This is a genomic window from Vibrio rumoiensis, from assembly GCF_002218045.2.
GTDB lineage: Bacteria > Pseudomonadota > Gammaproteobacteria > Enterobacterales > Vibrionaceae > Vibrio > Vibrio rumoiensis.
Genome location: NZ_AP018686.1, coordinates 165,781 through 187,708 on the forward strand (window position 1 = coordinate 165,781; position 21,928 = coordinate 187,708).

Consider the following 21,928-nt stretch of genomic DNA (forward strand, 5'->3'; position numbering starts at 1 on the left):
CGGATTTTTCCGTCTATTAAATTGTTAGGAATACGCATGCTGAAATTACAAGACTTATTTGACGGTTTGAACCCTGACTTAGGGTCAGATAAACAAGATTAACCCTACCAGAGGCATATAATGAAATCTGCGGTATTAGTTATTGACGTTCAGTCGATTTTGTTCGATCCAGAACCTCAACCATTTGAATCTCAAGTAGTACTCAAAAAAATTAATGAAGTTACCAGGTTAGCGCGTGCAAAATCAGTTCCAGTCATCTTTATCCAGCACGAACAACCTAAAACTGTTATCGAACATGGGAGTGAAGGTTGGGCTATACAATCTAGTCTGGTAACAAAAAGTGGTGATCATTTTGTGCGTAAGACAACACCAGACTCGTTCTTAGATACTACCCTTCAGAGTCTTTTAAAAAAGCTAGAGGTTGAGAGCTTAGTTGTGTGTGGTTACGCCTCTGAGTTTTGTGTTGATACAACCGTTCGTAGAGCGGCTGGACTTGGGTATCCAGTGACTTTGGTTTCAGATGCCCATACTACGCATGATAAGCCTCATGCTAGTGGTGCTCAAATTCGAGCGCATCATAATGCTACGTTACCTAATATTTCTAGCTTTGGTGTCACGATCGCAGCAGTAGAAGTAGGTAAGCTTTGGGCACAAAACTAACAAGCGACGATGGCGACTTTTTTAGGTTTTCTTGCATCGAGAAAACGTTTATAAATGCTTTAAACACTGGATTACATGCAGGCATCGAAATTATCATTCGAGACACGAGACACGAGACACGAGACACGAGACACGAGACACGAACTACCCTAATGGTGAAAACACAATGACGCATGATGAGTTTAATCAATTTTGTGGCAGCCTTACCGCGTCGACTTACGTCATGCAGTGGAATCATTCTCATGTCTGGAAAGTTGGCGGTAAAGTCTTTGCCATAGGTAGCATCGGTAAGTCAGGTCAGCCAGCATTTACTTTCAAAGCCTCACCCATCAATTTTGATTTTTTAAAACAAGAAGCAGGCTATATTCCCGCCCCTTACTTTGCCAGCAGAGGTATGAAATGGATTCAACAAGTTGAAACCACTGGCGCACTCGATGATGATCTGAAGTACTACTTATCAGAATCTTACCGTTTGGTGTTTGAAGGGTTAACTAAGGCTAAGCGCAGTGAAATAGTTCTAAAGAATCATGAATCTTAATCATCGCTAACCTTAACTTTATACCTTGTGATATTTTTCAGCCTTTTCTTATATGTATTGTCGATAATCTGAAATATATTCCATCTATTTACACTGTAAAATGACGTTATAAATTTCGATTTTGTTTCAATGGCCATCAGCCACAAGAATAAAAATGAAAGGGATAAGGTGTTTTAAACGCTAAACTCAGCATTTAATAGGCGTTTGCCCGCCATATAGAAATTAGGCCCAAGTTATTATTTAAAAGGTTCACTTGGGCTTTGTCTTTTCTGTCAATCAAACATCATATCGATTGGCATTAATTCTCTTTTCCCATTCCCGGTATTGCTCTGATATTGAATGTGTTGGTTGGGTTGTTGCGGGTTGAGTTGAATTCCCCATAGCGGTTCAATGCCATTGACTTGCGTGGCATAACGTATATCACCTATTAATAAGGGATTATCCATCACCAACCAATCATCACTAAACCAGCTAAACCGAGCAATATCATGGTACTGAGTTGAGTTATGGTCGATGGTTGGAAATCTTTTATTTATATTGAATTTAGCAACAGATTGACCGGGATAAACCTTAGTCTTACCCAATAATGAAACTCGAATCGCATTCACGTAATAACGGTCGTTAGCCTCGTAAATTGTGCGCCAGACGAGTAGGTTACCTATGGTTGGCATTGCTTTAATTCGAGTAATGGAATGCTTATTTTGCTGGGCAATTTGCTCAGTGGTTTTTAGTGCTCGATGGTGTTGTAACGCGCCAAAGCTAATATAGAAAGCAAAGAAACTGGCCCCCGCAACCATCCACGTTTTGGATTTTGTAATACAAGTGATGATGATCGCGAGAAGCAAAGGTAGGGTAACCAGCGGGTCAATAATTCCGATGATGTCCCATGCAATTCGTTGGTTCGAAAACGGCCATAACAACTGAGTGCCATAAGTGGTTAAGGCATCGAGTAATCCATGAGTCGCATAACCAATGGTGGCAAACAAGAAGGTTTGTTTAAATGTAATTTGACGATAGACGATAAGCCAAAGCAGCAGCGCAATAATCAAACCACCAAATGGAATGAAGAACAATGAATGGGTAAATTGGCGATGAAACTCCAATGCCAGCAAGGGATCACTACTGGATTTTATTAACACGTCTAAATCCGGTGCTAAGCCTGCCACACAACCCACCTTCGCGGCATGAGTTCGGTATTGTTTGTTGGATACTAGTAATGCAGCACTCGCGCCAAGCACGCCTTGTGATATTGGATCCATATTTCATCCTTTGTCAGTATGCCGATTAAATCATAGCAGCACTCTTTATATTGAAACGTCAAAGTTATGTTTGAATATATTACAAGTAAATCATTACAGGGATGATTTACTTGTAATATAAAAACTTAGTGACAAACTTCACGTTTGTCAGGCTTATGTCAAAAATATGGGTATGTTTATTTGAGGTTTTTCTAAACTATAAGTTCTAATCTTGATTTTAAAGGGAACTTATGATGAGAAAAATATTTATTTATTCTGGCTTGCTAGGGATCTTTGCTTCCCCAGCCACTTTTGCCAATAACCTTGAACCTCATATGTATATGGGGCTGTTATATTCGTATGCTGATGTTAGTGGAAATGTAGAAATTAATAATGAAGAGGCAGACTTCGATAATTCTATGTTAGGTGTTGCTTTAGGATACCAATTCCATAAAAACTTTGCCATAGAAGCTAGAGGTTACGGAAGTGTTAGCGATGATGAGGTTGGTGGCTATAAAGTTAAGGTAAATAATCACTTTAATGTATTGGGGAAAGGTATATTACCGTTAGATGATAATGGATATTTTAGAATTTATGGCCTATTAGGTTTCGGGCAAACAAAAATATCAGTAAGTTCAGATTCAGAGTCGGAAACTGACTTTTTATATGGTGCAGGGATGTCGTTTAGTACTAATAAGCCTATTAGTTTTGATGTCGAATGGGTACGAGCTTTTGATGACGAAAGTTTTGGTATTTCTCACGCAAGTATTAGCGGAGATATGTTTAACCTAAATTTAGTTTATCACTTCAACTAAATCATATTGAGGTGGCGATTTTCGTAGTACCACCTTTATATTTATCTAGAAAACAAAAAAAGGCTGAATGACCACATCATTCAACCTTTGAAGTTTAGGACAGGAGAGGGTTACTCTGCTTTTTTATGTGGTTTGCAAGGATTACCAAAAGCCACCATACCAGCAGGAATATCTTTGGTTACCACACTGCCTGCACCTATCACAGCACCATCGCCAATCGTCACACCGGGTAGAACAATACAGCCACCACCAATCCACACATTGTTGCCGATAGTAATGGGTTCCGCAAAGCCGATATGTTGATTTCGCGCTTCAATTTCTAAGGGGTGATGCGCCGTATACAACTGTGCATTGGGGCCAATGAATACATTGTCTCCAATGGTGATCGGGGCACAATCGAGAATAGCGAAGTTAAAATTGATAAAGACATTGCTACCAATAGTGGTATTGATGCCGTAATCAATGTTCATCGCTTTTTCGATGTGCACATTGTCGCCGACTTTAGCAAAAATCTTTTCGATTAATTCACGTTGTTTGCCTCGCTCACGACGAGGGGTTTGGTTATAAATGGAGGTCAAATCACGAGTGATATCGCGGATTTCAATGAGATCGGCATCATTAATATCATAGCGCTCACCGGCACGCATTTTCTCTAAGGCCGTTGTCATTAGTGCGCCTCAAATTGGTAGCTAGTTTGGTATTGATAGAAGGTTTTTTTCGCAATAAATCGTTTATTTTCTGCTGGCCATTCTGGATGGTTTGGGCAGTCCGGTAAGAACTGAGTTTCAAGAGCAATACCTTGATGATCTTGATATTCACCATCACGAGATGGAGTGCCAGCCAAGAAATTACCACTGTAGAATTGGATGGCAGGCTTATCGGTAAAGACCGACATGCTAACCAGCTTATCTGAGCTCGTGAGCTGTGCGATAGGGCTAATACCATCAGTTAGTTCGCTCGGCAGCGTGAACGCGTGATCATAGCCTTTTGCCATCTTTTGGTCGTCATCTTCTAGAAGGCGTTCTCGAATGGGGTGGGCGGTTTTAAAATCAAAACTGGTGCCATCAACTGGGCGTAATTCACCCGTCGGGATCTGTTGTTGATCCGTGGGTAAATATTCATTGGCCAATAACATGAGATCGTGATCAAGGATGGTTTTACCTGATTCGGCACCGTCTAAATTAAAGTAGGCGTGATTGGTCAAGTTGATTGGGCAATCTTGATCGCACAATGCTGAGTACTCGATGCAGATTTGGTTGTTTTCCGTTAGCGTGTAAGCCACTTCAACGGTGAGACTCCCCGGGAAGCCTTGGTCGCCATCCGGTGAGGTGAGGTTATAGGTAATGTGTGAGTCACTGTGTTCTTTCACTAGCCAGCGCCTTTTATCAAACCCCTCAACGCCGCCATGTAAGCTATTGTCGTTATTATTAATGGTGATTTGGTAATCTTGGTCATTAAGGCTAAATTGCCCTTTGCCAATACGGTTAGCAAAGCGGCCAATGGTGGCGCCTAAAAATGCCGAGTGAGATTGGTAGTCTTCGAGATTTTTCATCCCAAGTAATACTTCACGTTGGCCTTTTGAGGTCGGGACTTGGCAACTTACCCAAGTGGCGCCAATATCCATAAAAGAGGCGGTCATACCTTGGCTATTTTTTAAGGTGTGAACGCGCGCCGGTTGACCATCGGAGAATAGACCCGCTTCTAGTGACGCTTTTAATGAACTTGGAGAGATCAATGTCTCTGGAGAAGAAAGTGTTGTGAGCATAACGGCTCCTTTTTAAATGAGAAAAGGTACTTAGCTGTGATAGTCCAAGTACCTTATGAAAAATTAAATGGCGTCACCAAAGATAGGGAAACCATTTTCCCATTCTAGGCGCTTAATTCGTGTATGTCGGTTGGGATCCCACAATGGGTCGCCTTCAATTTCGGTATAATCACGTGCGTGATACACCAGTAAATCATGACCTTCTTCATCGACTGTGAAGCTATTATGGCCTGGCCCATAGACCTTCTTATCCCAATTGGTTCTAAATACTGGCAGCTCGGCTTTATGCCAACTTGCAGGGTCGAGTAGGTTGCTGTCTTCATTTGCATAGAGCAAACCCATGCAATAGTTTTCATCGGTGGCACTGGCCGAATAAGTCATCCAAAACTTCCCATGACGATGAATGACCGATGGCCCTTCGTTGACCCAAAAACCAATTTGTTCCCATTCAAATTCAGGAATGGTTAAACGTTGCGGTGGTGTTTTGAGCATGGTCGGGGTTTCTAACTCTGCAATATAGAGGTTTGAATTACCTTCTATGCCATTCTCTTTTTGTGCCCACACATAGTAATTGATGCCTTTATGGCTAAATGAGGTGGCATCTAAACAGAAGGTATCCATACCGGTGTCTATTTGGCCTTCAAATACCCATTCATCGGTAATGGGATTAGCGTTGCGGTTGGAAATCGCGTACATGCGGTGCTGAAACAGGCCATCCACAATCTCACGTGAAGGGGCTGCGGCAAAATACACATACCAAGCGTTATCAATAAAGTGCAGCTCTGGTGCCCAAATTAGATCGCTGTATGGACCAACATCCGGTTTATACCAAGCGTTAATTAACTCGCTGGTGGTATTCAATTCTTTAATCGTTTTAGCACGGCGAATCTCAATGCGATCATATTCTGGCACCGATGCGGTGAAGTAATAATAGCCATCGGTGTGTTTATAAATATGTGGATCGGCGCGTTGTTCGATAATTGGGTTTACGAAATCAGTCATACTGCTACCTTAATTCGCGAAATGAGTTACTGGTTTTTTAGTCGGTTTTACATTGCTTAAGTTCTCTTCTACTTCAAGAATGTTGGTGGCGGTGATCTTGTTGTAGAACTTGTCTGTCACTTTATATTTGAACATGAATGCGCCCATTAAGAAGTGGAAGAAGCCAGGAATGATGGTCAGCATCAAAGCAATTCCTGTTAAAGCAAAATCCGATTGAGTTTCATTAGGTACATAGTTAAAGAACGTTAATAACCAACCCACAATCGCACCTGCAATACCCATACCTAATTTTTGGCTAAATGAGATACCACCGAATGCTAGACCTGACACTCGTTTTCCGGTTTTGTATGCGCCGTAGTCTACCGCTTCAGCAATGGCTGACCAGAAGACTGGAGCATGTAAATCTACGACAAAGGATACTAAGAAATACAAAATGAAAGCGAGAGCAAAGTCACCTTGTCCAACGAAGAAATACAACATGGCACTTAATACCAATACCGCGACTTGGCTATAACGGAATAGTTTGATTTTGCAGTACTTCTTGGTAATCCAAGTGGATGCCACCATCGCAAGAATGGCCGCCGTTACTCCGGTTGCGAGGAAGGCTGAGATAGTGCTTGCATCACCACCTAAGTAATATTTTGCGTAGTAAGCCGCAACTGAACCACGGATAACATAACCAATGGTGCCGGTGACACATACTGCGCACAAAATCAGCCATTGGTCATTCTTCATTAAGATTTTAACTTGTTCTTTGAATGACTTTTTATCAACCACGTGTTCAATACGTTCTTTGGTGGTGGCAAAGCAGAATAGGAATAATAGCGTGCCCATTAACCCCATGAGACCCATTGAATATTGGTAGCCTAGTTGTAGGTTGTCTTGGCCCCAAGCCGTTGATAGTTGTGGCACGATAATGGTCACTAAAAATGCCGCAATTTTAGCGAAGAATAAACGGTAGCCGTTCGCCGATAAACGCTCTTTTGGGTCATCGGTTAATACGCTGATCAGTGAAATATAAGGAATGGTTACCGCAGTAAACATCACCGTGACAAAGATATACGTCGCATAAGCGTAAACCAGTTTGGTGTTGTAATCGCCATCGGGTGTGCTGAATGCGAGGTAAACTGAGATGCCAAAAGGAATGGCTAAAAACAGCATATATTGACGGTATCGGCCCCAACGAGAGGTGAATTTATCGGTGATCATGCCCATCAGTGGATCGGTTACCGCATCAATTAAGCGAACGACGATAAACAGCATCGCGAGGTCAGAAGGTTTGATGCCAAAGATATCGGTGTAGAAGAAAGTGATGATCAGCATCATAGAAGAGATAACCACGTTAACCGCCATATCTCCGGCCCCAAAGCCAACTTTTTCTAACACTGGTAATTTATATTTATACATAGTTTTCTCATCCAGTTATTTTTCAATTGCGAGCAATACTACTGATGAGAGGAACGGAGTGATGTTAGAGCTCTCATGGAAATTAAGAGTTAGCTATTTTGTACATGCCTTTAGCAAAAATGTTTATACCTTGGTTTGATTATGTTTTTTACGTTGTTGTTGCTTTAAGTAGCCAGCAGAAAGCCATATTCTCCGTTCTATGATGCCTTGGAGAATATGGCTTGTCAGTTTAATTAGCTTGATAGATGGATAATCCCGATTGATTATCAAACATATGCAAGCGTGAACCGTCGATATAGAAATTAGCCATATCGCCTTCGTTAATCACATGACTGGATGGCGCTTCTACGGTGATTTGGCTATCGCCTAGGCGGCTTGTCAGCTGTATGGTTGAGCCGAGCAGCTCTAAGTTTTCGACTTTACCTTTGATTGGTAATGGCTGAGTGAGCAGATCAGGCGTGATATGAATGTCACACGGGCGAATGCCAAGCGTGGCCTTGCTTTCGGTTTGGCTTTCATTCATTTTGCCAGATAAGTTTAGCTTTTGACCCGCAATATCAACATTCCAACCTTCATCTTTATCGAGACCGACTGGGATAAAGTTCATGGCTGGGCTGCCAATAAATCCGGCGACAAACTTATTGGCAGGAGAGTGGTAGATTTCTCGCGGGGTGCCCACTTGCTCGACTTTCCCATCTCGCAAAATAACGATACGGTCGGCCAATGTCATCGCTTCGACTTGATCATGAGTCACGTAGATGGTGGTTTTTTTCATCTTTCTATGCAGCGATTTGATCTCGGTACGCATCGAATTACGCAGCTTGGCATCTAGGTTTGATAGTGGTTCATCAAATAAGAATACTTCAGGGGTACGAACCATTGCTCGTCCCATCGCAACACGCTGACGTTGACCACCAGATAAGGCTTTCGGTTTACGATCCAGTAGTGGCGTGAGCTGTAGCATGTCGGCCACCGGGCGCACTTTTTTCTCTATTTCTTCTTTTTTCAAGCCCGCCAGTTTTAAGGCAAAAGCTATGTTTTGATACACCGTCATGTGTGGATATAGCGCATAGCTTTGAAACACCATCGCAATATCACGTTCAATCGGTTCGAGCTCATTGACCACTCTGCCATTAATCAGAATTTCGCCACCGGTAATGTCTTCTAAACCCGCAAGCATGCGCAAAGTGGTGGATTTACCACAACCTGATGGGCCGAGGAATACCACAAACTCCCCATCTTCAATTTTAAGATTAAAGTCTTTAACGATTTGTACGTTGCCTGGGTAGGTCTTTTCAATATGTTTAAATTCAACTGAAGCCATAGGAATGTTCCTTATAATTCTATTTAGTGAGGCTAGCCTTTCACTGCGCCGCCAGTTAAGCCTGCAACAATGTATTTTTGTGCGAATAAGAAAAATACGATGGCAGGGGTAATCGTGACGGTGACGTAAGCAAGGATGCGGTTCCATTCGATACCATACTCACCACGGTATTGCATGATGCCTAACGTCCAGGGATAGTGTTGTTCTGTATTAAGCACCAATAAAGGCAGTAAATAGTTATTCCAACTTGCGACCAACACAAAGACGCCTACTGTGGCGAGGATTGGGGTGGATAGCGGCAAGATGACATGCCAATAGAACTTGATATAACTGCAACCATCGACGCGCGAGGCATCAAATAACTCAGAAGGCAGTTGTTCAAAGAAGGTTCTAAACAGCAAAATACTAAAGCCCAAACCAAAGGCAACTTGTGGGATCACCACACCAGATAAGCTATCAAGTAAACCCAGATCTCGGATTTTTAAGAACAGCGGTAAAATGGCCGCCGCAGCCGGAAACATCATGCCGACGAGAAAATAGTTATAGAGATATTTATAACCGGCAAACTTAATATGCGAGAAAGTAAACGCAGTCATGGTGCCAATGATCAAAGTGAGCAGTACCGAGAAAAACGCGATAATTAACGAATTTTTCATCAGTAGCCAAATCGACCCATCGGCAAAGACCTGAGCGTAATACTCAAACTCCCAAACGTGAGGTAAACCAAAAGGGTTGGTTCGTAATTCACCTAAGCTTTTAAACCCACCTAATACGGTGGCAAACATAGGAATTAAAACAAAGCCGGCGACCAGCATTAGGAAGATATATTTTCCCCAACGTATTTTACGCATTGCAAACATAGGGAACTCCTTATTTTTTCTCTTTCATGATGGTGCTTTGATAGGTGAACGCAAAGATCACACAGCAAACAAATAACACCACACCGACAGCACTACCAAAACCAACATTCATCCTTGTGATTCCGAAGGTATAGAGATAAGAAACCAAGGTATGAGTGGTGTGAGATGGACCACCACCGGTTAGCGGCATAATTAAATCGAAGGTTTGTAGCGCCCCTAAGATACTGAAGAAGATCGATATAGTGATCCCCGACATGATAAGCGGGATTTTTACATACCAAATCGCTTGGGTACGGGTGGCACCATCGAGTTTACTGGCTTCGAGCAGATCTTTAGGTACACCTTGCAGTGCGGCAATATAGATCATCATGTGAAAGCCAAAATACTTCCAAACCAATACCACCAGAATGGCAACGAAAGCCCAATTTCTATCGGCTAAGATATACCAAGTGTCGGTATTGAGTGCTTCGGTAAAGCTCGACATGACCCCGTAATCGCCATCAAAGACAAAGCGCCAGATAAGGCCGGCAGCCACTTCAGCCAAAATATAAGGTAAGAAGAAAATGAGACGGAAAATGCTGTTGGTCCAACTCTTTTTATAAATATAGAGTGCGACAATTAACGCGAGTGGTAGTTGAACCACGATAGAAATTAAAATGATTTTAAGGGTATTCCAAACCGCAGTATCAAACGCACTGTGTTTGAATAAACGAATATAGTTATTGAACTCTACCCATTGACTCGGTTCTCCATAACCATTCCATTTAAATAGGCTGTAATAGCCCGCTTCACCAATGGGTAAAATAACAAAAATAGTAAACAGCAATAACGCTGGGGGTAAAAATAAAACTAATGTTAGTAGGCGATTGCCGTGATTATTTTTTTTAAACCAGCGTGAGACATTTTGATTCGAAGACGTAGCAGAACGCTTCTCATCAATTGTTGTGACATCATTACTCATAGCAAGCCTCGAGAAGATTAGAACAGACAACCGAAGTCGGCTGTATTGATTACTGCATTAGTGGCGAAGATTTGAAGGGTTATTCAAATTCCCACGCTTCTTGTACTTGTTCTGCAGCTTCTTGAGGTGAGAGTGCACCGCTGACAATACCGACTGATACGTCATTAACGACACTACCGACATTGGCGCCAAACGCTTGATCGTAAAATAATTGGTGCCATGAAGAGTTGGCAATATTTTGCGCAATACGTTTTTTGAATGGGTTTTCAATGGCTTCATCTGCGCCTTTAACAACCGGAATAATCATGTTGATCTTGGCAAGGTGTTTTTGCATTTCAATATTTGAGAAATACTTCAACCATTGCACAGCTTCTGGGCTTGCATCGGAAGTTAATACCCAACCAGCAATGCCGCCGAGTGTATCAGATGCTTTGCCTTTACCATCTTTCAGAATAGGGAAGTTCATCCAACCTAGGTTGTCATCGCCCACACCTTTACCGCTGATGGATTGTTGAGCTTGGAATAAGTAGTTCCAGTCTCCCATCAGCTGCATCGCCGCTTTGCCATCACCAAAGTTGCCGGATGAATTACCAAAAGAAGCCGCAAGATAACCGGATTGGAAAGGTTTAAGATCGACTAGGCGTTTCAACTCTTCACCTGCTTTAACGAAATCTTCACTGGCAAAGCCTTGGCCTTTTTTATCAATCGCATCTTGAATGCCTTGCTGACCAGCTTGACGCATGGTTAATAATGTCCAGTAAAATTGAACTGGCCATTTGTCGGCACCTGCGGTGGTGATGGGGGTGATACCGGCAGCTTGTAGCTTTTTAACCGCGTCTAAGAAGTCATCCCAAGTGACGATCTTTTCTGCATCCACGCCGGCTTTTGCAAACAGGCTTTTGTTATACCAAAAGCCTACTTGGCTCACCATGTAAGGCAGGCCGTACTGTTTGCCTTTGTAGTTATAGGCATTAAAGCTGGCCTCAGAGAATCGAGGTTTGATGTCTTGCATTTCTTTGGTGACGTCTTTTAAAAGCCCGGCATCAACGCGAGTTTGGAAGTTACCACCGCCCCAGCTATAGAAAATATCTGGACGTTGTTCTGATTGAAGCAGGGTAGGAAGCTTTTGCTTAAACGCTTCGTTTTCTAAGTATTCCCATTTGATGTGTTGATCAGGATGCGCCTTTTCATAGTCGTGTCCCACTTGTTCCCAGATGGCAACAACTTTGGGATCCGCTTCAAGGTGAAGCATACGAATGGTGGTATCGGACCAAGCGAAAGAAGAAGTTAAAGAGGCAGCAATCGCCGCTGGATAAAGGACCTTCTTCCAGCTTTTTTTCAGAATATGAATGTTATTGTTATGTTTGTAAGGCATGAAATGTTCTCCGTTATTATGGATATACAATCGTGGTATTACTCATTACTACGGTTAAATATCGTTATACCCTTGATAATTTAATATTACTTTGGGTATATACTTCGTCCTTGAAGTCACAACCTTTCGGGTTGTATTTTTTAGGCCATTTCAGTAAATAATGCCTATCTTTTTTGACCTAATTTATATTGCTTCAATTACTTTGGTTTGGATGTTGAATGTGATATTTAATATGAGTTTATTATTATGTTTAAATTTAAAGTTATATCGTTATTTAATGTTGGCGCCTAATAATTGGAGTTGTAGATAAGATCCACAACTCCAATTAAATTTTATGGCTTATTTATAAATGTAGCTGTTTACAATGTTTTCTAAATATTCTTGTTTTCCTGACTGTTTCACAGGTTGAATATTGTTGTCGGTTGCGTATTTTGCTACGTCTTCTAGTGACATATCGCCCGCTAGGATCTTCTTGCCAAGATCTTCATTCCAGCCCGCATAACGCTGCGCAATGTTTTTAGATAGTTGGTCATTTTCAATCATCTTAGCGGCACGCTCTAGTGATAGCGCCATCGTATCCATACCGCCAATGTGGCCATAGAATAAGTCTTCACCATCAATGGAAGGACGACGTACGCGTGAGTCGAAGTTGAAGCCACCAGTTGTAAAGCCACCTGCTTTTAGGATTTCGTACATTACCAGGGTGTTTTCTTCTACGCTGTTCGGGAATTGGTCAGTATCCCAGCCTAGTTGTGGGTCACCACGGTTGGCATCGATAGAGCCGAGTAAACCAAGAGACGCGGCGGTTGCGACTTCGTGCTGGAAGCTATGGCCTGCAAGCGTTGCGTGGTTGGCTTCAATGTTAACTTTGATTTCTTTTTCTAGGCCGAAGTCTTTTAAGAAACCATAAACCGTTGCCGTATCGTAGTCATATTGGTGTTTGGTTGGTTCTTGCGGCTTAGGTTCAATTAAGATGGTGCCTTTAAAGCCAATTTTGTGTTTATGATCCACCACCATTTGCATCAAGCGACCGAGTTGCTCACGCTCTTGACGAAGGTCGGTGTTGAGTAGTGTTTCGTAACCTTCACGGCCACCCCATAGTACATAGTTTTCACCACCCAGACGCTTGGTTGCGCCCATCGCATTAAAGACTTGAGTCGCGGCATAAGCGAAGACTTTAGGATCAGGGTTAGTGCCAGCACCCGCCATATAGCGAGGGTTTGAGAATGCGTTCGCTGTGCCCCAAAGCAGTTTTAGGCCAGTTTCAGATTGCTTTTGCTCTAAAACATCCACCATTTGTGCAAAGTTGTTTACATACTCTTTTAGAGAGTTACCTTCTGGTGCAACGTCAACGTCGTGGAAACAGTAGTAAGGCACGTTTAGTTTGCTGAAAAACTCGAAAGCAGCGTCAGCTTTCATTTTTGCCATTTCCATTGCGTCACCAGGTTGGTGCCATGGACGGTCGAAAGCTGGATTACCAAAAATATCGTGGCCCTGCCAGCAGAAGTTATGCCAATAACAAGCAGCAAATCGTAAATGCTCTTTCATCGATTTGCCTAAAATCATTTTGTCTGCGTCGTAATGACGAAAAGCGAGAGGATTGGTGGTTTCACTACCTTCAAATTTAACCGGTGCTACATTTTTAAAAAATTCAGTCATGATCTTCATTCCGTGTTTGTGTTGGTGTGAATTAATCATTGCTGTAGAAGTCTATTTGCTCAATTATGAAATTTGATAATCAAATTCATCTATTTGTTTATTGTGCTTTATCTCTCAATATTGGATTAGATGCGCTGTGTTTCATAGTTTCATCAATATTTTATCACTTGTGTGATCCCATTCTAGGTCGCTGCATTTTTTGTCGTCAAACTCTCAAATGTGAAATAAAGTAATCTGCTTAACATATTGCGTAATATTATCTTTCATCACCTTATGTGAACAATAATATCGTTATCTTATTAATATTTTAGGTTTTCAAATTTTTATTTGTGATCTAGCTGTTTATTAAATGGGGATGTAAGTAATGATAAATAGAAAGAGTATATTTCAAATAACCATTACAGTGGCCTTAGGTGGGTTATTATTTGGTTATGATACTGCTGTAATTTCCGGTGCTGCCGATTCCTTACAAGTGTATTTTAAATTAACACCCGCTCAATTAGGTTTTGCCGCGTCATCGGCATTAATTGGGTGTGTGTTGGGATCGCTGATGGCGGGAAATATTAGTGGTCAATATGGAAGACGTTCTGCTCTGATTTTTTCTGCTATTTTATTTTTTATTTCTGCTGTCGGTTCTGCGCTGCCTGAAACGTTGAATTGGGTCACTGGTAGTACTTATTCGAGCTTTATTTTTTATCGCGTACTTGGCGGGATAGGGGTTGGTATTGCTTCTATGGTTTCGCCTATGTATATCGCCGAAATTGCACCGCCCAGTAAGCGGGGCAGCTTGGTTTCATGTAATCAGTTCGCGATCATCTTTGGTATGTTAGTCGTGTACTTTGTCAATTATGGCATTGCACTACTTGGAAACGATGAGTGGCTGTATTCGGTCGGGTGGCGTTATATGTTTGCCTCTGAGTGTTTACCCGCAGGGCTCTTTTTTGTGTTACTGCTAGGGGTACCTGAAACACCGCGTTGGTTAGCCATGAAAGGCCGAATGGTCGAAGCGAGAAAGCTGATTGCCTCTTTCAATAAAGGGGATGATTTTGATAAACAATGGAAAGAGATAGAATCTTCACTTTCTCATCAAGGGACAAAAGTGAGCCCTTTTTCGAAAGCCATTCTTCCTATCTTGATCTTGGGTATCGGATTAAGTGTTTTACAACAGGTAACGGGGATTAATGTTTTCTTATATTACGCGCCAACGATTCTAAAAAGCTTTAGTTCATCGACCACAGACATTGCGTTACTGCAAACTGTGTTGATTGGTGCGGTCAACCTGACTTTCACTGTGATTGCGATCTACAGCGTAGACAAATTTGGCCGTAAGCCATTAATGATGTTTGGTGCAGCCGCCATGGCGGTGAGTATGTTGGCCATTGGTACTGCGGCTTATTTAGATGCAATTGGCGGTTATCTTCTGTTCTTTATGCTGCTTTATATTGCGGCGTTTGCGATTTCATTAGGGCCAGTGACTTGGGTTCTATTATCGGAAATGTTCCCGAACTCTGTACGCTCTAAAGCGTTATCGATTGCGGTTTTTGCACAATGGTTTTCTAACTTCTTAGTGTCTCAAACTTTCCCAATGATGAACGATAAAGCGAGCTACTTATATCAAGAGTTTAATGGTGGTTTTCCATTCTGGGTATACGGTGTTATGGCCATTTTCACGGTGTACTTTGTCTACCGTTGGATCCCAGAAACAAAAGGCAAGTCTTTAGAAGAGCTAGAAAAACTATGGGATGACAAGAATAAGGATGAATCGCACGGCTCGCCTGTCACGTTACGAGATTAAGATTCGTGAGGGTAGTCATTGCCCTCACAACGATCTCAATTTTTTGATAAGAATGGTAATGATATGGATATTTATAAAAACCCAAATGCCTCAGTGCAACAGCGTGTTGAGGATTTATTGGCACAAATGACGCTGGAAGAAAAAATCGCTCAACTTGGGGCGCAGTGGTTAATTTTGAATCCAGATGGTGAGCATCAAGACCGTGAGCTAGAAATGGGCGGTCAGGATGCTCGAAAACCGATTTCTGAGCGTTTAAAGCATGGGTTAGGGCAGATCACACGTCCGTTGGGTACTCAAGTGATTACCCCTAATGATGGAGTCGCTGCGCTTAATCAATTGCAAAAATACTTGGTCGAAGAGACTCGCTTGGGGATTCCAGCGATGTCACATGAAGAGTGTCTTGTCGGTTTGATGGCGAAAGATTCCACTTTGTTTCCGTCGTCATTGAACTATGGCCACACCTGGAATCCTGAGCTCATTCATGACATGGCGAAGGTGATTGGTCAGCAAGTTCGCCGCGTTGGTGCTCATCATGGTTTGGCGCCGGTATTGGATGTGTCTCGAGATGTTCGTTGGGGGCGAACCGAAGAAACGCTAGGGGAAGATCCATATCATGTTGGTGTATTAGCCACCGAATATGTCAAAGGGTTACAAGGGGAGAAGCGCGATCTTCTTGCCACCTTAAAGCATTATGTCGGGCATTCGTTTAGTGAAGGCGCGCGTAACCATGCGCCGGTTCATCTTGGTTTTAAGGAACTCAACGATACCTTTATGCTGCCGTTTGAAATGGCAGTGAAGTTGGGAAATGCTGGCTCTTTAATGCCGGCGTATCACGATATTGATAATGAAGCTTGTCACGCCTCTCATCATTTATTAACGGAGGTGTTACGCGAGCAATGGGGTTTTGATGGTTTGATTGTGGCCGATTACGGCGGCGTAGAATTACTGGCCAGTCATCATGGTATTGCCGCAGATAAAGCGGAAGCCGCGGCACTCGCCTTTAATGCCGGCTTGGATATTGAACTGCCGGATGATGCTTGTTCTAGTCAGCTAAAGTCTGCTTTAGAAAGAGGGCTGATCAGCGAGCAAAAAATCGATGAAATAGTGGCTCGAATTTTAAAAGTAAAATTTGAGATGGGCTTATTTGAAAACCCATATTGCGATGAATCATCGATTGATCTGCAAAGTGAACAAGCCAAAGAATTGGCCTACCAAGTGGCGCTGCAATCGGTCGTCATGCTGGAAAATAACGGCACCTTACCTTTGAATCAACAACAAAAATTAGCCGTAGTGGGACCAACCGCCGATGACCAATTGGCATTGTTGGGGGGGTATAGCTTCCCTGTACACTTAATTTTAAGCAGCATTGATGACAGCGGTAAAGTGTGTCCAACAATTTTAGAGGCGTTACAAAATACCTTTAACGAGGTGCTGTACAGCAAAGGGTGCGATATTTTAACCGAGCGTCATGCTAATGCTCCGGTCTTCCCGGGGGATGTGGATTTAGCGATGAATCAAACCATGACCTCGCCAGTGTCGCAGGATGCTAGCCAAATTCAGCAAGCGGTCGAGACGATTGAGAAAGCGGATGTGGCGCTAGTGTGTGTTGGTGATTTAGCCGGTTTATTCCAAACCGGTACGGTCGGCGAAGGTTCAGATACCGACAGCTTAGACCTACCCGGTGTTCAGCAGCAATTGATCGACCAAGCGATTGCAACAGGTAAACCGGTGATCATCTTGGTTACAGGTGGTCGCCCATATAACTTAAATGGCGCAGAAGAAAAAGCGGCGGCGGTTCTCTTTGGCTGGGCTCCGGGGCAAGAAGGCGCGAGAGCGATTGCGGATATTATTGCTGGTCATCAAGCGCCTTCTGGTCGTTTGACTATATCGATTCCTAAAAATGCTGGCGCGGTGCCGTATTATTACAACCATAAGTTAAAAAGTGGTGGTACTCCAATCGCTTATCACTTTGGGTCTAAATACAACTTTGGTTACGGCTTAACTTATACAGATTTTGCTTATCACAATATGCAGATAGAAGATAAGTGCGTGGCGATTGAAGATGGCGTGATTAAAGTATCGGTTGAGATCGAAAACACGGGCTCTCTGGCGGGCTGTGAAGTGGTGCAACTTTATGTCAAAGATAAGCTGTGCTCGTTAGTGCGACCTATCCGAGAACTAAAAGGTTTCCAACGTGTTGAATTATCGGCGGGTGCCGCGACAACCGTGGTGTTTGAGTTACCAGTGGATATGTTGAACTTTACGCATTCAACCCATCAGCGTGTGGTTGAGGCTGGAGAGTTCGATATTATGATTGGTAAGTCAGCAACTGATATCGCCTTTACGCAAACCGTTAATGTTGTTGGCGACAATCGTGTTCTACCTCAGCACTGGAATATGTTGTGCCATTCTTACTACAACCAAGATTAACCATTACGCTTAGGTTCGATAAATAAAATTAGTTGAAATAAATAACGGGACTCAATCGAGTCCCGTTTCTTTGTAAGAGTGACATAAACCCGCTATGCCCAAAGTCATTGGAGTGGCGGTGAGGTAACAAGTGAATGAGACCCTATGAGCATAGCTCGTCTATGTGATTGAGGTGAATGAACGCCGACAACAAAACGGCAGCTTCAAGTACGACGAGTATAGAGCTTTTGGGCCATCATGGTTTCTAGCTTGGCTTGGTCAATGGCAAAGTGACGAATGCCTTCAGCCAGTTTTTCAACCGCCATTGGATCTTGGTTATGTTGCCATAAAAACTCAGCTTCTGTGAGAGGCGTAGGAGCCGTCTGATGGTTTTCGGTGCTGGTCAATTTGGCTGTCACTGCTTCCGTTGAAGCTTCAAGCTCTTCAAGTAGGTTAGGCCCTATCGTTAAGCGGTCGCAGCCAGCGAGTTGTAGAATTTCTTCTTTATTGCGAAAGCTTGCGCCCATCACCACGGTTGGGTAACCGTATTGTTTGTAGTAGTGGTAAATTTGGCTAACGGATTGGACGCCCGGATCGTCTGCACCAATAAACTCTTTGCCTTCCTTATTCTTGTACCAATCTAAGATTCGGCCAACAAAAGGAGAAATTAGATAAACACCAGCTTCGGCGCAGGCTCTGGCTTGAGCAAAAGAAAAGAGTAGAGTGAGGTTACAGTTAATCCCTTCTTTTTCGAGAACTTCGGCCGCTTTAATACCCTGCCAAGTGGCAGCCAATTTGATCAAGATACGCTCGTTAGCAATACCATTATCGTTGTACATTTGGACTAACTGGCGGGCTTTTTGAATGCTGGCTTCGGTATCATAAGATAAGCGGGCATCGACTTCGGTAGAGATTCGGCCAGGAATGATGGTTAAAATTTGCTGGCCAATATTGACCGCGAGATGATCACAAGCCAATTCAACTTGCTGTTTGTTATCCGTAGAAAATTGTTTCGCGTAGTCGATAGCCTGCTCAATTAAGGGTTGGTATTGAGGTAAGCTTGCGGCCTTTAAAATGAGTGATGGATTGGTAGTCGCATCTTGCGGTTGGTATTTTTCAATGGCGGAAATATCGCCGGTATCGGCAACCACGGTGGTAAATTGGCGTAATTGAGTCAGTTGATTTGTCATAACAAAGCCTATTGTGAGTGGAGAATGAGGGTTAGGCTTATCCTTTCGCTTAACCCTGTATTTTCGTTATTGAAATCGTAAAAATTAAAATAAGCCTTTGAGTTGAGAATAAAGCTGTTGGAATTTTTCTCGTTTGGCTTGGTAGGTTTGATGCGTCTCTGTATCGGAGTGGTGGGTTTCCACGAGCGCAGGAACTGGGCAAATAGTGTCAATATCTGCATTTGGTGTCACAGCCAGTTGAGCTAGGCGAGCAGCACCAAGCGCCGGACCAACATCACCACCTTCTCTAAATACCAAGGTCATACCGGTAATATTAGAGAGCATTTGACGCCAATAAGCACTGCGAGCGCCCCCGCCAATCAAGCAAACTTCTTCTGGCACAAATTCGGTAACGTGCAGCGCATCAAAGCCGTCGGCAAACGCAAAGCCTACGCCTTCTAAAACCGCTAAGCCTAGATCGGCGCTAGTCGTTTCGTGCGTCATACCAAAGAAGACGCCTTTAGCATTTGGATTGTTATGCGGTGTTCGTTCGCCGGATAAATAAGGAAGAAAAATCACTTCAGAATTTGGATTGGCGTTTTGCTCGACATTTTTTAGCAGTGTCGGGACGTCTGCCGTATTGGTGAGTTTTGCGACCCAGTCTAGGCAAGATGCAGCGCTTAATATCACCGACATGGTGTGCCAAGTATTGGGCAGCGCATGGCAAAAACTATGCAGTGCCGACTCTGGGTTAGAAATAAAACCATCGCTGGCGGCAAAATAGACCCCTGAAGTGCCAAGTGAAAGCATGGCTTGTCCTGGCTTCGTTATCCCAACGCCAATCGCTCCCGCCGCGTTATCGCCTGCGCCCGCGACAATCGGAACCGTAGGCATACCCCATTGCTTGGCCAGTTCAGGGTAAAGCTGCCCAGTGATTTCATTGCCTTCATACAAATCCGGCATGTGTTGGCGATCTAAGCCGGTTGCCGCCAGTATGCTGTCATCCCAATCACGTTTTTCAACATCAAGCCACATGGTTCCCGCTGAATCGGACATATCCGAGGCAAATTGTCCGCATAACTTGTAGCGGAGATAGTCTTTCGGTAATAGCACTTTATCAATGCGCGCAAAATTTTCCGGTTCGTGCTCTTGTACCCATTTTATTTTTGGTGCGGTAAAGCCTGGCATCATGATATTACCGGTGATTTGGCGGCTATTCGGTACCATTTCTTCTAGCGCTTTGCACTGCTCCTCACAGCGCCCATCATTCCATAAAATAGCAGGACGAATGATGTCACCATGATTGTCTAACAAGGTGGCACCATGCATTTGGCCGGATAAGCCTATCGCTTCAACGGTTGATAAATCTTGCTGCTGGCTCATTTTATCTAAGGCGGTTTGTGTGGCTTGCCACCAATGTTCAGGGTTTTGTTCTGACCACAAGGGGTGTGGACGTGAAATCGTCAGTGATTCTTGTTGAGTATTGAGGATTTGCCCTTGCGCGTTGAGTAAAATCACTTTAACGCCAGAGGTGCCTAAGTCGATACCGATAAACATAATTCTATCCCTTGGTTACGTATATATTTTTATCATTAACGGTTATCTAAATTTGTACAATTATGTTTTTTAGTTCTTTGTTTTATAGATTTCATGAACGTAAGGTTAGTCACAGAATCCGACAGTTAAGTCTTTATAATTCATCGAATTGAATCCTCAACAAAGAATCTTATGGATAAGAAATATCGAATTGCACTTCTGTTTAATGCCAATAAAGTGTACGACAGGCAAGTTATCGAAGGGATTGGTGAGTACATACAAGCAAGCCAATGTGATTGGGATGTTTTTTTAGAGGATGACTTCACCACCAATATGAATAATTTTCATAATTGGCAAGGTGATGGGGTGATTGCAGATTTTGATAATTTAGAGGTTATTTCTCAATTATCGGATATTCAAATTCCGGTGGTTGGTGTCGGTGGGTCTTATCAGTCGGATGAGGATTATCCTTCGGTGCCTTATGTTGCTACCGATAATCATGCCATTGTGGATATGGCGTTTCAGCATTTGAAAAATAAAGGCATAGAGAGTTTCGCATTTTATGGGTTACCGGCGTCATTTCCACTTGGGTGGGCTCACGAACGTCGTAAAGCATTTAACCAAATTCTTGAGAGTGAAGGCTATCCTTATTCGACTTATTTAGGAAATGAGACCACCCCTCAAACTTGGCAATACGATATGAACCGCTTGTCTGATTGGTTGCAAATGCTGCCGGCTGGAACGGGCATTATTGCAGTGACCGATGCCAGAGCCAGACATTTGTTACAAGCTTGCGATCATTTAAATATTATGGTGCCTGATCGTATTTCTGTGATTGGTATTGATAATGAAGAGTTGGCGCGCTATTTAACTCGCGTATCGTTAAGTTCGGTCGGACAAGGCTGCAAATCGATGGGGCATAAAGCCGCTCGAATGCTGCATCGATTGATTGAAAAACAAAGTACGGAGACGACGGGCGTATCAAGCCGAGTGGTTAAACATGCCAGAGTGTTAGTGCCTCCTACCAAGGTGTATCAAAGACAAAGTACCGATTTCCAAGCCTTGAAAGATCCCTTTGTTATTCAAGCTATGCACTTTATTCGTCAGCATGCCTGTAAAGGGATTAAGGTTGAACAAGTGCTCGATTACGTTGGCATCTCTCGCTCTAATATGGAAACACGTTTTAAAGACGAACGAGGTCACTCACTGCACCAAGAGATACACAATTCTAAGTTAGAACGAGCCGGGAGCCTGCTTCAGTCAACAGAATTACCCATTTCTGAAATTGCCGAATTATGCGGCTATCCATCTTTGCAATATATGTATTCAGTGTTTAAAAAAACGTTCGATAAAACGCCAAAAGAATATCGCTTGGAACGCTCGCAAGATATCGAGTGTGGTGATGATTTTTAAGA

The 21,928-nt window shown here is 43.0% G+C and carries 18 protein-coding genes; 6 read left to right on the top strand and 12 right to left on the bottom strand.

All coding sequences use genetic code 11. The features are described 5' to 3' along the window. Positions 1 to 120: 120 nt before the first annotated feature. Together VRUMOI_RS13345 and VRUMOI_RS13350 are read left to right on the top strand one after the other, a co-directional pair. The gene (locus tag VRUMOI_RS13345; protein ID WP_089138102.1) at positions 121 to 660 is read left to right on the top strand and encodes a cysteine hydrolase family protein; all 540 of its coding nucleotides are present in this window, start codon (positions 121 to 123) and stop codon (positions 658 to 660) included. 166 nt (positions 661 to 826) lie between these two features. After that, a complete protein-coding gene (locus tag VRUMOI_RS13350; protein WP_089138103.1) occupies positions 827 to 1,198 on the top strand; it encodes an MmcQ/YjbR family DNA-binding protein in 372 nt (123 codons plus the stop codon). A 272-nt stretch (positions 1,199 to 1,470) separates the two neighbouring features. On the opposite strand, the gene VRUMOI_RS13355 is transcribed toward VRUMOI_RS13350, so the two are convergent. Continuing rightward, positions 1,471 to 2,457, bottom strand: a complete 987-nt coding sequence (locus tag VRUMOI_RS13355; protein ID WP_089138104.1) for a metal-dependent hydrolase — start codon at positions 2,455 to 2,457, stop codon at positions 1,471 to 1,473. Positions 2,458 to 2,687: 230 nt separating this feature from the next. On the opposite strand from VRUMOI_RS13355, the gene VRUMOI_RS13360 reads away from it, so the two are divergent. Continuing rightward, entirely contained in the window at positions 2,688 to 3,251 is a 564-nt protein-coding gene (locus VRUMOI_RS13360; RefSeq protein ID WP_089138105.1) for a porin family protein, read from the top strand. Between the two features lie 110 nt (positions 3,252 to 3,361). Here the strand turns inward: VRUMOI_RS13360 and VRUMOI_RS13365 are convergent, their stop codons facing one another. The 9 genes from VRUMOI_RS13365 to xylA form a co-directional block, all read right to left on the bottom strand. Further along, positions 3,362 to 3,919: a sugar O-acetyltransferase gene (locus VRUMOI_RS13365; protein WP_197712967.1), complete on the bottom strand. Its 558-nt coding sequence runs from the start codon at positions 3,917 to 3,919 to the stop codon at positions 3,362 to 3,364. Beyond that, positions 3,919 to 5,016, bottom strand: coding sequence for a galactose-1-epimerase (gene galM, locus VRUMOI_RS13370; protein ID WP_089138106.1), 1,098 nt, complete (start codon positions 5,014 to 5,016; stop codon positions 3,919 to 3,921). The genes VRUMOI_RS13365 and galM overlap by 1 nt, the downstream gene beginning before the upstream one ends. A gap of 63 nt (positions 5,017 to 5,079) precedes the next feature. After that, positions 5,080 to 6,018, bottom strand: coding sequence for a glycoside hydrolase family 43 protein (locus tag VRUMOI_RS13375; RefSeq protein ID WP_089138107.1), 939 nt, complete (start codon positions 6,016 to 6,018; stop codon positions 5,080 to 5,082). Between the two features lie 9 nt (positions 6,019 to 6,027). Beyond that, positions 6,028 to 7,425 carry an MFS transporter gene (locus VRUMOI_RS13380; protein WP_089138108.1) on the bottom strand — a complete coding sequence of 466 codons (1,398 nt, stop codon included), beginning with the start codon at positions 7,423 to 7,425 and terminating at the stop codon, positions 6,028 to 6,030. 229 nt (positions 7,426 to 7,654) lie between these two features. Next, complete coding sequence (locus VRUMOI_RS13385) at positions 7,655 to 8,749, bottom strand: ABC transporter ATP-binding protein (protein ID WP_089138109.1); 1,095 nt, start codon at positions 8,747 to 8,749, stop codon at positions 7,655 to 7,657. 32 nt (positions 8,750 to 8,781) lie between these two features. Continuing rightward, positions 8,782 to 9,609: a carbohydrate ABC transporter permease gene (locus VRUMOI_RS13390; RefSeq protein ID WP_089138110.1), complete on the bottom strand. Its 828-nt coding sequence runs from the start codon at positions 9,607 to 9,609 to the stop codon at positions 8,782 to 8,784. A 10-nt stretch (positions 9,610 to 9,619) separates the two neighbouring features. Beyond that, positions 9,620 to 10,570, bottom strand: a complete 951-nt coding sequence (locus tag VRUMOI_RS13395; RefSeq protein ID WP_089138111.1) for a carbohydrate ABC transporter permease — start codon at positions 10,568 to 10,570, stop codon at positions 9,620 to 9,622. A gap of 79 nt (positions 10,571 to 10,649) precedes the next feature. Next, the gene (locus VRUMOI_RS13400; RefSeq protein ID WP_089138112.1) at positions 10,650 to 11,945 is read right to left on the bottom strand and encodes an ABC transporter substrate-binding protein; all 1,296 of its coding nucleotides are present in this window, start codon (positions 11,943 to 11,945) and stop codon (positions 10,650 to 10,652) included. Between the two features lie 339 nt (positions 11,946 to 12,284). Beyond that, positions 12,285 to 13,604, bottom strand: a complete 1,320-nt coding sequence (xylA, locus tag VRUMOI_RS13405) for a xylose isomerase (protein ID WP_089138113.1) — start codon at positions 13,602 to 13,604, stop codon at positions 12,285 to 12,287. A gap of 364 nt (positions 13,605 to 13,968) precedes the next feature. On the opposite strand from xylA, the gene VRUMOI_RS13410 reads away from it, so the two are divergent. Both VRUMOI_RS13410 and VRUMOI_RS13415 read left to right on the top strand, forming a co-directional pair. Further along, positions 13,969 to 15,399, top strand: a complete 1,431-nt coding sequence (locus VRUMOI_RS13410; protein ID WP_174208816.1) for a sugar porter family MFS transporter — start codon at positions 13,969 to 13,971, stop codon at positions 15,397 to 15,399. A gap of 63 nt (positions 15,400 to 15,462) precedes the next feature. Beyond that, positions 15,463 to 17,829, top strand: a complete 2,367-nt coding sequence (locus VRUMOI_RS13415; protein WP_089138114.1) for a glycoside hydrolase family 3 N-terminal domain-containing protein — start codon at positions 15,463 to 15,465, stop codon at positions 17,827 to 17,829. 203 nt (positions 17,830 to 18,032) lie between these two features. Here the strand turns inward: VRUMOI_RS13415 and tal are convergent, their stop codons facing one another. Both tal and xylB read right to left on the bottom strand, forming a co-directional pair. After that, positions 18,033 to 18,998, bottom strand: a complete 966-nt coding sequence (gene tal / locus VRUMOI_RS13420) for a transaldolase (RefSeq protein WP_089138115.1) — start codon at positions 18,996 to 18,998, stop codon at positions 18,033 to 18,035. An 84-nt stretch (positions 18,999 to 19,082) separates the two neighbouring features. Beyond that, positions 19,083 to 20,534 carry a xylulokinase gene (gene xylB / locus VRUMOI_RS13425; protein ID WP_089138116.1) on the bottom strand — a complete coding sequence of 484 codons (1,452 nt, stop codon included), beginning with the start codon at positions 20,532 to 20,534 and terminating at the stop codon, positions 19,083 to 19,085. A gap of 171 nt (positions 20,535 to 20,705) precedes the next feature. On the opposite strand from xylB, the gene VRUMOI_RS13430 reads away from it, so the two are divergent. Then, the gene (locus VRUMOI_RS13430) at positions 20,706 to 21,926 is read left to right on the top strand and encodes a XylR family transcriptional regulator (protein WP_089138117.1); all 1,221 of its coding nucleotides are present in this window, start codon (positions 20,706 to 20,708) and stop codon (positions 21,924 to 21,926) included. Positions 21,927 to 21,928: the final 2 nt, after the last annotated feature.